Origin of the sequence: Chryseobacterium sp. Mn2064 (assembly GCF_049319685.1) — a bacterium.
Taxonomy (GTDB): domain Bacteria; phylum Bacteroidota; class Bacteroidia; order Flavobacteriales; family Weeksellaceae; genus Chryseobacterium.
This window is the reverse complement of sequence record NZ_JBMOUE010000001.1, coordinates 533,251-545,184: the sequence shown is the minus strand read 5'-3', so window position 1 is coordinate 545,184 and position 11,934 is coordinate 533,251. Positions and strand designations below refer to the sequence as shown.

The 11,934-nt window shown below is 34.3% G+C and carries 11 protein-coding genes and 1 tRNA gene; 5 read left to right on the top strand and 7 right to left on the bottom strand.

Translation table 11 applies throughout. The annotated features are described in order from the left end of the window. Positions 1–16 precede the first annotated feature (16 nt). Positions 17–277: a hypothetical protein gene (locus ACL9RH_RS02470; protein WP_422691744.1), complete on the bottom strand. Its 261-nt coding sequence runs from the start codon at positions 275–277 to the stop codon at positions 17–19. A gap of 510 nt (positions 278–787) precedes the next feature. Here ACL9RH_RS02470 and ACL9RH_RS02465 point away from each other — a divergent pair. From ACL9RH_RS02465 to ACL9RH_RS02450, 4 genes are all read left to right on the top strand, one after another. Next, positions 788–1,594, top strand: a complete 807-nt coding sequence (locus ACL9RH_RS02465) for a helix-turn-helix domain-containing protein (RefSeq protein ID WP_422691743.1) — start codon at positions 788–790, stop codon at positions 1,592–1,594. 202 nt (positions 1,595–1,796) lie between these two features. Then, on the top strand, positions 1,797–3,200 hold the full coding sequence (locus ACL9RH_RS02460) for an MFS transporter (RefSeq protein ID WP_422691742.1): 1,404 nt from the start codon (positions 1,797–1,799) through the stop codon (positions 3,198–3,200). A gap of 293 nt (positions 3,201–3,493) precedes the next feature. After that, the gene (locus ACL9RH_RS02455) at positions 3,494–4,417 is read left to right on the top strand and encodes a helix-turn-helix domain-containing protein (protein WP_422691741.1); all 924 of its coding nucleotides are present in this window, start codon (positions 3,494–3,496) and stop codon (positions 4,415–4,417) included. Positions 4,418–4,849: 432 nt separating this feature from the next. Continuing rightward, complete coding sequence (locus tag ACL9RH_RS02450) at positions 4,850–5,815, top strand: hypothetical protein (protein ID WP_422691740.1); 966 nt, start codon at positions 4,850–4,852, stop codon at positions 5,813–5,815. Positions 5,816–6,067: 252 nt separating this feature from the next. On the opposite strand, the gene ACL9RH_RS02445 is transcribed toward ACL9RH_RS02450, so the two are convergent. The 4 genes from ACL9RH_RS02445 to ACL9RH_RS02430 form a co-directional block, all read right to left on the bottom strand. Beyond that, positions 6,068–6,931 carry a GLPGLI family protein gene (locus ACL9RH_RS02445; RefSeq protein ID WP_422691739.1) on the bottom strand — a complete coding sequence of 288 codons (864 nt, stop codon included), beginning with the start codon at positions 6,929–6,931 and terminating at the stop codon, positions 6,068–6,070. A 173-nt stretch (positions 6,932–7,104) separates the two neighbouring features. Next, positions 7,105–7,191 carry a bacteriocin-like protein gene (locus ACL9RH_RS02440; protein ID WP_422692650.1) on the bottom strand — a complete coding sequence of 29 codons (87 nt, stop codon included), beginning with the start codon at positions 7,189–7,191 and terminating at the stop codon, positions 7,105–7,107. A gap of 550 nt (positions 7,192–7,741) precedes the next feature. Continuing rightward, positions 7,742–8,290: a hypothetical protein gene (locus ACL9RH_RS02435; RefSeq protein ID WP_422691738.1), complete on the bottom strand. Its 549-nt coding sequence runs from the start codon at positions 8,288–8,290 to the stop codon at positions 7,742–7,744. A gap of 579 nt (positions 8,291–8,869) precedes the next feature. After that, a tRNA-Ser gene (locus ACL9RH_RS02430) sits at positions 8,870–8,954 on the bottom strand. 291 nt (positions 8,955–9,245) lie between these two features. Here ACL9RH_RS02430 and ACL9RH_RS02425 point away from each other — a divergent pair. Further along, positions 9,246–10,100, top strand: coding sequence for a hypothetical protein (locus ACL9RH_RS02425; protein WP_422691737.1), 855 nt, complete (start codon positions 9,246–9,248; stop codon positions 10,098–10,100). Positions 10,101–10,221: 121 nt separating this feature from the next. Here the strand turns inward: ACL9RH_RS02425 and ACL9RH_RS02420 are convergent, their stop codons facing one another. Beyond that, positions 10,222–10,599 (bottom strand): VOC family protein, encoded by a 378-nt coding sequence (locus ACL9RH_RS02420; protein ID WP_422691736.1) that lies wholly within the window; start codon positions 10,597–10,599, stop codon positions 10,222–10,224. 204 nt (positions 10,600–10,803) lie between these two features. Then, positions 10,804–11,745: a thioredoxin-disulfide reductase gene (trxB, locus tag ACL9RH_RS02415; RefSeq protein WP_167029263.1), complete on the bottom strand. Its 942-nt coding sequence runs from the start codon at positions 11,743–11,745 to the stop codon at positions 10,804–10,806. Between the last annotated feature and the right edge of the window lie 189 nt (positions 11,746–11,934).

Below are 11,934 nucleotides of genomic sequence, written 5' to 3'. Positions count from 1 at the left end.
TTACTTATCTTTTACTTTAAGGGTTACAAGGTTTATTTATTGAATATGTTCCATTATATCCCATGCCCCCGTTATGAAAGTCCAAATCACTTGTATAACCAGTACATACACAAGCACCACCTGGTCCTGAAGGCAGTTCTACTTCCCCTCCTCCAGTAACTGTTGGCGCTATTCCAAAACTTGGTTTTGCAGGACCTCCTTGTCCCTCTACAACGGTTGTCAATTTTTCATTTTGAAGTCTAAAGCTTCCTAATTTTTGTAATGATTTTGTTTCCATCAAATAAATTTTAAAATGTTATTACTTTTATTACAAATCAATTATTCAATAATGAATCACATAGCAAACAAAGACAATTAATAAAACAAAATCAAATTATATTAAACTTTATTGAAAATTTATGTTTTTACATTAATTTATAAAATCAATATAAAAAGATCATAAAAGCTTTCGTTTATTGTAAAAATAAATATTATCAATATTTTATCAATGAACAAAGTGACTTTCAATCTAAATTTTTAATATTCATTTTTTTCTATCAAAATCAATATCTTGAAATAAAAATCTATATAATCATTAATAGTAAGAATTTATTTTATAACAAGCTCATTGTAAATACTTTACAAATTCAGAAAGAGTTGGTTTCAAAGTCTCAGAGCCTTTATTGATAAATACGGGAATCATTTAATAAAAAAGGATTGTCGATTATTTTAAACAAGTTTTTTTAACATACACTATCTCTATCCCTTATAAATATTTTTAATTTTGTTCAATATTGAGATACGGATTATGATAAAATATTCAGAAAAAACAGATAACTTACGATGGATTAGCCCCATAAAAAACACTCATTATACCGTTTTAATCTGTTCTGAAGGGAGTGCCATGATAAAAATCGGCTTTCATCATTTTGAAATTGTTTCCGGAACAATTACTATATTGCCTCCTGAAGTCCTCATTTCTACTCAAAATGTATCTGATAACCTAAACGTAAAACAAGTGTTTTTTACAAAGGTGTTTTTGCAGAAAATAATTCTCAAAGAAGGTATTATTGACGAATTACTTTTACTTAATAACAAATATCCCCCAATGTATGTGTATGAACTCAACCAACGATTTAATTCGGTAAAAGAAAAGTTTGTACAGATAAAAGGAGAATTACATTCAACATACGCCTATCATTTAGATATTATCCGCTTAATCATCATCGAAATCCTGTATGAATACAATAGGGCTTGCGAATATTGCTTACTAGGATTTGAAAAAACGATGAACCGAAACTATCAGCTTACCTACGAATTTAAAAAACTGGTAGATGAACATTTTTCAACATGGAATTCTATAGGTCAATATGCTTCACATCTTGGAATTTCGGCTAAGCACTTAACAGAGGTCATTAAAGAAGAAACCGGAAATACAGCTTTGCAAATTATCCATGAAAGAATACTACTGGAGAGTCAATATCTTTTAAAACATACAACCTGCTCCATTAAAGAATGTGCCCATCAATTAGGATTTGAAACAGCGTCTTATTTTTCACGTTTTTTTAAACGCTATTTGATGATTTCTCCAAATGATTACAGAAAAAGTCCATAAGACAGCTGATTATTATAGGGTTAAAATAGACTTTAAATAAGTGTTTATCATTATCAGACTGATCGCTTTTCATTTCATTTTCCCATATCTCTACTCTCCGAAATGATCTAATCCGTAAAATTTGAATCTTTTACCGAACATACGATATTGCATCACCTTCCTACTCTACCGAATTTTGTAGTATTATTTTAATGCGATTGATATGAACAAAAATGATACAACATGGAAACATCTCTTTTCAAATGGAAATGGATTAAAGACGATAACATTGGCTTTGGGAGTGATGCTGCATGCCACAAATGTGTATTTGGCAACCACTATAATGCCATCAATAATTAAGGAAATCGGAGGTTTGGAATACTATGCCTGGAATACAACGATATTTATTGTGGCCTCTGTAATCGGCTCTGTAGTTTCGGCCAATCAAATGGGAAAATCAGGTCCTCGAAAAGCTTACCAAATAGGCATTTTATTATTCTCAATCGGCGTATTAGTGTGTAGTTCCGCTCCGACAATGTATGTTTTACTGGCCGGACGTTTTATTCAGGGGTTTGGAGGCGGGTTGCTGTTTGCATTATCTTATGCCATGATAAGATTGATTTTTTCCGAAGAATTATGGTCTAGAGCAATGGCTTTAGTTTCCGGGATGTGGGGAATCGCTGCATTTTCAGGCCCTTTTATTGGAGGAATCTTTGCGGAGAATGGACATTGGAGAATGGCTTTTGGCGTACTGCTGATATTTTGTATTTTTCTGCTGATCATATCTTCCAGAACCTTACCCAAAATAAAAAATCAAGAAAGGGTTTCCCCAATACCTTATCTTAAATTAGCATTACTGGGATTGGCAGCTTTAACGGTCTCCATAAGCAGTATTCAAAAAGACATCACCGGAAGTCTAATAGGTATTTGTACTGCATTTTTCCTGCTCGTTCTTTTAGTTATTTCTGAGAAAAAGTCAAAAAACCGTCTGCTCCCGACGGGTGCCTATACAATATCCACCCCGCTTGGAACAACTTATAGTATCATGGCATTGCTCACCATTGCGACTTCAATTGAAATTTATGTTCCTTACTTTGCACAAATTATTGATGGACTATCTCCCTTGCAATCGGGGTATCTTACTGTACTCATCGCCATTGGATGGACGTTATCTTCTCTATTATTTTCCGGATTAAAGGAAAATCGAGTCAACAAAGTCATCCCTATTGGGGCATTTATTATGCTGCTTGGTTTGATAGGGCTTTGTTATTTTTCCGTTATGGCTTCGCAGACATTCACCATCAAACTCATCTTAACATGTATTTTTCTGTTACTCATTGGTATCGGTATAGGAATGGGATGGCCCCACTTACTAACCAAAGTATTTTCGCTATCACCATCAGGCGAAGAGGATCTTGCTTCATCATCGGTAACCACCGTACAACTCATAGCGACATCATTCGGGGCTGCCATTGCAGGACTTGTTACTAATTTTGGAGGAATTACCCATCCGGGCGGAATTATTGGTACAGCGCAAGCTTCTGTATATCTGTATGGTTCTTTTGCAGTCGCTCCCCTTATTGCGATCATCCTCTGTTTCCTTTTAAAAATGAATCAATCAAAGTAAGACATTGGATGATAAATTATCTCTTGGTAATAAACATAACCAAATTCGTAAACCAATCAGCCCTATAAAAAAGTAACCTATTTAAGTTTTCAAAATGGCAGGTATTTCTATGAAAATACCTGCCATTTTGGATGAACTTATCTCTCTGCTGAAGGATGAAAATACAATAATATCAGTATAACTTTTCTTCCCTTGTATTTTTTGCAACATATGTTTTATTTTTTGCAATTTTTATGAAAAACTTGTATGTAAATTTGTAATATAAAATGACTATTCATTGAAAATCAATTATTATGAAATCGAATCAGGAAGTCATCTATTTTAAGAACATCTACGAAGTTTGCAGCTTTTTGAGTCTTGAGCCCCCTAACTGCGCAGATATTTGGCTAGATAAACTGGAGAAGGATTGGGTTAATCCCAACCTTAATAATATACCGCTGAAGTCTGAACTGTATGTTATAAATCTTTTTATAGAGGGCGGCGGGACCATAAAAGTAGCCCATTGGGAAAAACAAATGGAATTTCCGAGTATTTATATGGTTCCTCCCAGACAAGCGGTTTCCTGTGAGTTAACAGAGACCAGATTGGTGAAATACGGCATCTATTTCTCAGAAAACTTTGTGGAAGAATATCCTTTCTTAAAAGAATTATTGATACATTACCCTTATTTTCAGGCGGATAAATCGATTCCGATTAAGATTTTGCCCGAAGAGATCGCAGATTTGGCTACACTTTTTGAATTTTTTAATAAAGATTATAAAAATTACAGCCTGAGAAACAGACCTGTTTTAGCAGCCTGTTTATATATTATTTTAATGAAAGTGAATGATTTATATGACAAATATTATTATGAACAGTTTTCTGGAAGTTCTATTCATGTTGAAGAGAATTTGGTATTATCATTTTTAAATTTAATCAACAAGGAGAAGAGAAAGAATGATTTGGCATACTCAAAATCGGTAGGCTATTATGCAGATGCGTTGAACGTAAACGCCAATTATCTGAGCCGAAAACTGAAACAGGAAACCGGAAAAACCATCAAAGAGCATCTTCACCATCTGATGATTCATGATGCAAAATCTATGTTGAAGCAAACGAATTTATCGGTAAAAGAAATATCATTCCGGTTAGAATTTAATGAACCTGCCCATTTTGTGAATTTCTTTAAAAAAAATGTAGGCTGTACGCCAAAACAATTCAGAAACCCAAGTTCCTGATAGCCAAAACAAAAAAATACATCACTCATAAAAAACTAAATCTGGATGGCCGAATTTTATTAGAATACTGAATCAAATGTAAAATACCCAACGAGAACAACAATATGATTATCAGGCAATAAAATTAAAAGAGTATTAGTAGAGTATCAAAATTTTCACCTTTGAACTGAATTACTATTTTCTTTGCCCCCTCATTTTGGAGAGGAAAAAATGAACTAAAAACACAATAGAAAAAGATGGAAATTACCTTGACCTTTTTAAATCTTATCCGGATTTAAAAGCAAAAAAACAATCAATTTTAACGGAATATATCTTATAAACAGCTTATGACAATCTGTTATAGGATATCTGTTTTCAAAATCTGACAGGAAATCCCACCTTCAAGATTGAAATTTTAACAACAAAAAAACAACACATTAATCTTTAAAAAAAATGAAAAAGTATTTATTAACACTGAATTTAGCTGTGTCTGGCCTTTTATTTTCCCAGGTAGGAATTAATACAGCTACACCAAAAGCCACACTGGATGTAACAGGATATCCTGCAGACACTTCAAAATTAGACGGCGTCATCGTTCCCAAAATTTCGGGAGACCAGCTTGCCGCAAAAATATATACTGCGGAACAAACAGGAGCCATTTTGTATACCACATCTGCCGCCTCTTCTTTAACGGGACAGGTAATTAACGTAGATGCAGCAGGGTTTTATTATTACGACGGTACAAAATGGATGAAAGCAGGTGCATCTGCAACCGCACCCAATATTTATAACTCAAATGGAACTCTTACAGGACCGCGAACGGTTAGTTTAAACGGTAATTCTCTCAATTTTTCAGGCACTGGAAATGTGGGAATTGGTGGAGTAAGTACTCTTGCAAAACTGAATGTAAACGGATTTATTCAGTTTGGTCCTGTCGATTCGCATTATGGGGTAGGCAGAGTAATTAATGATAATTTAGGAGAAAAATACGGATTGACGCAGCCCGGATATTTTCCTGCAATAGGCGTTGATGGAAGTTCTCCCGGAACCCGAATTTACACCTCAGGAAGAAACGGAGTGGGAGGGCATATTTCGTTTGGTAAATATACCAATGCGACCTCTTTTACAGAATGGGGAAGATTTGCTTATGATACAGGATATTTCGGACTCAACACTTATGATCCTAAAGCAACTTTTGAATTGGCTTCTTCACCTGCCGATCTTACAAGAGCTGATGGTTTAATTGGTCCAAAACTTACCGGAAACGAACTGAAAGCGAAAGATGGTCTCTACGAAATTAACCAAACGGGAGCTATTGTTTTTGTCACGGCAGCAGCCAGTCCTACGACTGCCAAAACTGTGAATGTAACCAAAATGGGATATTATTATTTCAACGGAACAGTCTGGGTAGAAATGTAAATATTATATAAAGGACCAAGAACATTATTAAAAATCAATTCCGGAGGAATCACAACATCTCCGGTAGATAATTTCTAATGAGTAAATGAGATAAAGCATGGAAATAAACCTTTAATTTCTAATGAAAGCAGTTCTGCACTTTGGGAGTATATCCCTTCAAATTATATAAAAAGGATAATCGTTGTAGGTTTTGATTTGTTTTCAAACTGCACCGAACTTATTTGTTTATTTGGATTTGAAATTAGTAACCCATTACTCAGACAATTCTAATGGATTTTCATGAGTCCGATTTTCTTGTCTTTCTTTTTCTCTTTGTCTTACCATCTCCTGCCCTTTTATGATTGTAGTTCCATAACTTGCAAGCACAGCAGCAGCGTTGACATTAGCATTTATTAGTGCCTGTTTAAGCTTCGGCTGTGTTGTTTCTATTGCTTCAGTATATCTGCTTTTCCTGATACTAAGTAGCTTTCCTTTCAATTGAACATCAGATATGGATTTGACAAGTTCAAAATCATAATCTTCTTTGTCATCTGTTATTTTAATAATTAAACCTGGTAATCCACTAAATTTATACGGACCATAGAGCAACGGAATATCAGGAGAATACCAAGCAATCCAATTTCTTCCTTTAAAAGTAACTTCTGCTTTTTTACAATGAATGGTATTGATGACTTTTGTTTCATCAATAAGTTTCCAATTCCTTATTACGGGCTCTTTATAGGTAAGTAATGACATGACAGCAGGTGCAAAATACTGTACAGTTTCATTGGATTGTATGATGGTAAAGTGAAAATTCGTTTCTGGAGTTGATGTTCCATTTTTAATACTAAGAGTTATGCTTCCGTCCGGATTATTTGTAGTTACTCTTGAATGATCTAATATAGAATCTTTTTTAAGAGAATTCTGACTTGCAAAAAATGCACGGTCTTCTCCTATCAATAAGGTAAAAAGTTCTTCATGTTTATAATTACTATGTGAATTAAATTTAGCTTTTAACCGATAAGCGAACTCACCATGCAAAGTATCCTGTTTATATGATTGAGCAAAGGATAAAGCACTATAAAATAAAATGAATAGTTGAAGTACATTTTTAGAGCAATACATAGATATTTTCATTATAAGATAGCACTTATAGTGAAAATTATCCACCATAAGTGCATGAATTTAGAGTATTTAAGCTAAGCTATCGCTAGAACCGATATGAGTTGGCGCTCCACAATTAATAGCTTCAACCCTATCACGCCATTCACTGGCTTGTTGCGGGGTCCAATCCTGAGTAGTTGTGGCAGTTATACCACATTTAGTTTCGGCATACCAAACTTGCCCCCATTTACTGTTTTAAGATTTTCACGAGATAATTTTTTTAATTTCTTCATTGTATTAAAATATTTAAAATTTGAATGGCGAAAATAAGCACATAAATCAAGTGAAAGAGAAAATTTTTATTATGTTAACAAACTCACTCACTACTGTTTACATGCCTATTTGTGCATTTTTAAGCAGCCTTTTTATGCTAAATTTCTATTTTAATTCCTTTTAGAATTCTATTTTGAGAACTTTAATTTTATCAAGAATTTGAAGAACAATTGAACCCGCTTTATATATGGAGACCGACCACTTGTATAAATAACAAATCCTTACCTTGGGCATAGCTTGGTAATGCCTTTTTTGAAATTGAATAATAGAAAAACTACTGGTAATCAGTAGTTTTTTATTCTTACGGAGAAAGAGATTCAATCTCAGCTTGGCGAAGAGTCGTGTTGAAGTACAAAAAACGTAACAGATTCTCTCCTTTTGATACCAATCTTTCCTTAGATTTCTTATAAACTGAGGCAAATCACCCTGATCAAAACCTTGATACCGATAGATCTGGAAGATCAGATTTTTCTAACTTCTTTAATTAAAAATCATTTGTGCAACGCTCCCTCAAAATATACAGATCGCTTTTTTAAAATCTTTTGCCGTTCTTGCTTTGATCAGCTGATAACCACGTGTAAGCGCATCTGTAAATTTACTGTCCGCAGCAACAATCTTATCACCCTCCAGCTGACGTAATGCTTTATCATCTTTTGCATAATAGCGATATTCTGTCTTGGTTTCGGGACCCATCGCAGGACCACCAACGATTACCTCCAGGGCAAAAATAAATTTCCCGTCTTTAAAATAGAATTCCGTAGCGCTGTAACCATCCCCTTTAATAAATTTTTCAGTGATTTTCCGTACGTTACTCCCTTCCATAAAATAGTTGGTCACCCCTTCATCTACGCAAGGCAAATCCTGATATTTGAAGTGTTGAATTGTAAGCTTTAGCGAATTGATCTTTTTATATTCGGCTCGGATCGCATCAATATTTTCAAGCTGAGAAGTAACCTTATCGGTTGCAGGTTTCTTTCCGGCAAACTGCTGAGCAGATATACTTTCACCTGTAGCAATAATCAGAAAGACGAAAACGATCGCTCGATGGAATTTGTTCATTGGTTGGGTTTAGTTATTTCAACAAAAATAAGAAGTTCTTTCTGAACTTACCTTATTTCTAAGTTCTACATGATCCTATTTTCATTAAAATAGTTGGTGCATTTTTTTAAACGTTCCCTATCATTAAAACATCTGCATTGATAAAAAGAAGCATTATGCTATTATAGTATCGAAAAGATCCTGACCTTATAAGCTGAAAAATTTCATCATATTAACAAACTCATTTACTACTACTTGTATGTCTGCCTGTACATTTTAAGCAACCTTTCTTCAACTCAATTTCTATTTTAATTAATTTTTAGAATTCTATTTTGAGAACTCGATTTCACTCAGAATTTGAAGTCTATATTAACAACTGAACTAACTTTTGATATGTAGTTTGGTAACCTATCTGAATAACAACTACTCCTTTATCTATCTGGAAAAAATATTTGTAGTTTTTTGGGGTCGAGAAATATAACAGCCAGTTCTACTCTTGAAAATTGACCAAATGAGGAACCAGAATAAGTAATTATTGCAAAAGAAATGTAAAAAAAACAAAGTCTACTGATAATCAGTAGACTTACATTTAATATTCTGCGGAGAGTGAGGGATTCGAACCCCCGGACCTGTTACAGTCAACAGTTTTCAAGACTGCCGCAATCGACCACTCTGCCAACTCTCCTTAAACTCCGGCTATACCGTTGTTTTCAGTGGTGCAAATATAGAACGATTTTTAATTTCTGCAAAACTTTTTCAAAACAAATTTTAACAAAACTTAATAATAGACTAGAAATCAAGAGAATTATTTTACTGAAAACTTCCGATAACTATTGTATTCTTACCTAAACACAGTCGCATTTTCTCTTATGTCTGTAAAGCATCCTAAATAATAATCAACCTATGTAAAAGAATACATTATCTTTGTAAGATTCATTAATGAATACAACCGACTAAAAACTATAACTCTATTTTCATGATTATCGCATCTTTTCTAAAAAAAGCAGCTGTGGCTACCTCTGTTTTTCTTTATTCATCTGTTGTTTTGGCACAGAAAACTCCTCTCACCATAATTCCATCCGGTCATTTGATCGTAGAAGCTGAAATAGAAGGCAAAAAAGGAAACTTTATTTTGGATACCGGTGGAGGTATTAATCTTTTTTTGGGAAGTTTTCCGAAAAACCTCAGCCAAAAAGAGTCTTATAATTTCCTTACAGCATACCGCGCAACGGGTGAAAAAATGACGATCCCTTTATTCAAATCCAAGGAAATTGTTTTTAATGGCAAAAAGTTCAAGGATATCTGGTATTCTACCCACGAAATGGAAATTAAAGGTATAGACGGGCTCATTTCTCTGCCCATGCTTTATGACACAGAGTTTATTATTGATTATACCACTAAAGAACTGATTTTTCCAAAAGAAAAGCTGAACGGTAAAAAGGTAATGGATATTCAGCTGTCAACAAATACTGATCAGTCTTTAGATATTACAACGTATGTTCTTCTTAATAATCAATATAAAATCAATGTACTTCTGGATTCCGGAGCAGGTAATAATTCTTTCTGGCTGAGCGATCGTCTTATGACTATTCTGGGCAGCAAAAAAGAGGATCTGCAAGTGATGAAAAAGAAAAGTGAATTTAATCCCGAAGTGACTAATACATTCTATACAGGAGAGATTGGCTCTATTGCTACGCCTTTTGCAACCGTTGAAAAGCCTAAAGTTTCTTTTGTAGAAGGTCTTATTTATGAGGGTAAAACAAGTATTAACTGGCTTGGAAAAAGACTCGGATTCAATCTTAAAGAAAAAAAAATCTACATTTTAGATTAAAAAATAATACGAAAAATCGGCCGTACCAAAAGTCAGATCACGAAGCTTTTGATACGGCCGATTTTGTATATCCTAATATGACAGGAAAATTCTAATTTATAACAAATTATATCCGAATAAACTACTCCCCTGCGGGTTCAAACAATTCAATTTTATTTCCTTCCGGATCCAGGATATGGGCAAACTTTCCATATTCGTAAGTGGTTACTTCACCCAAAACAGTTACTCCTTCTTTTTTCAGTTCTTCTACCAAATTCTCAATATTCTCAACGTGATAATTGATCATAAATTCTTTTTTTGAAGGCTCAAAATACTCTGTAGATTCTTTGAAAGGACTCCATAAAGTATATCCTTCTTTATTGGTTTCAGCATCTTTCCAGTCGAATTTTGCTCCGTATGGACTTGTTTTTATTCCAAGGTGGGTTTTGTACCATTCATTTACCTGTTCCGGATTTTCACACTTAAAAAAGATTCCTCCAATAGCTGTTACTCTTTTCATTTTTTATTCGTTTTTATTCAGTTTATCGTTTCTTTATATGCATATTGCAATTTCACAAATATATCAATGTTTTCGTTATACAATTCATTATTTTGTTTGATTTTTCTGACAAGTTATTATCTGAACCAACGATTTTAATAGAACTGGAAAATAAAAAAGCGCACCCATTGGGTACGCTCTAGTATATTGTAAAACTGAGTATTCTTAGTGTAACTCAGCTAAGTATTTCTCTGCATCCATCGCAGCCATACACCCGCTTCCTGCCGCTGTAATAGCCTGTCTGTAGATATGATCCTGAACATCTCCTGCAGCAAATACACCCGGAAGATTTGTTCTGGAAGAACCTTTTTCAGTAACGATATATCCATTCTCATCAAGATCTACCTGACCTACAAAAATATCTGTATTAGGCTTGTGACCAATAGCAATGAAAATTCCTTCAACATCTACAGTAGATTTCTCCTGAGTCTGGTTGTTGATAATCACCGCTCTTTCTACCAAGCTGTTTTCTCCTTCAATCCCAATAAGCTCGTGGTGGAATTTCACTTCGATATTTGGAGTGCTTTCTACTCTGTGAACCATCGCCTTGGAAGCTCTGAAAACGTCTTTTCTTACCAATAAAGTCACTTTCTTACATAATTTAGCAAGATAAGTTGCTTCTTCAGCAGCGGTATCTCCTGCTCCTACTACCACAACGTCTTTTCCTCTATAGAAGAACCCATCACAAGTAGCACATGCAGAAACACCTCCTCCTGCGTATTTTTTCTCGTCCTCAAGACCTAAATACTTAGCGGTAGCTCCTGTAGAAATAATTACTGTTTTTGCAAGAATTTCTTTATTTCCTGCATATAATTTGTGAACACCACCAACTTCCTTAGAGAATTCGGCTTTTGTGATCATTTCGTAATGTACTTTAGTTTCAAATCTTTCTGCCTGTTTTTGCAGATCCATCATCATTTCAGGACCTGTAATCCCGGCTGGATACCCTGGAAAGTTATCAACTTCAGTAGTGGTTGTTAATTGCCCGCCCGGCTCCAAACCTGTATACAATTCAGGTTTCAAGTCTGCTCTTGCTGCATAGATAGCAGCGGTAAAGCCAGAAGGCCCAGATCCAACGATCACACAATCTAAAATGTTTTGCTCCATAATTTACTTTGTTCGAAAAGATTTAATTAAATTAAGACTGCTAATTTCGGAATTTTTACCGGCTTTTTAAAGTAATTTTAATGATACTTGTCAATAAGAGATATGTGAGTTTTCAATTGGGAATAATGTTATCTGAGTAGAATTTACTTTAGCTTTTAAATAGAATGCTTAGCTACACTTTCTATTGTC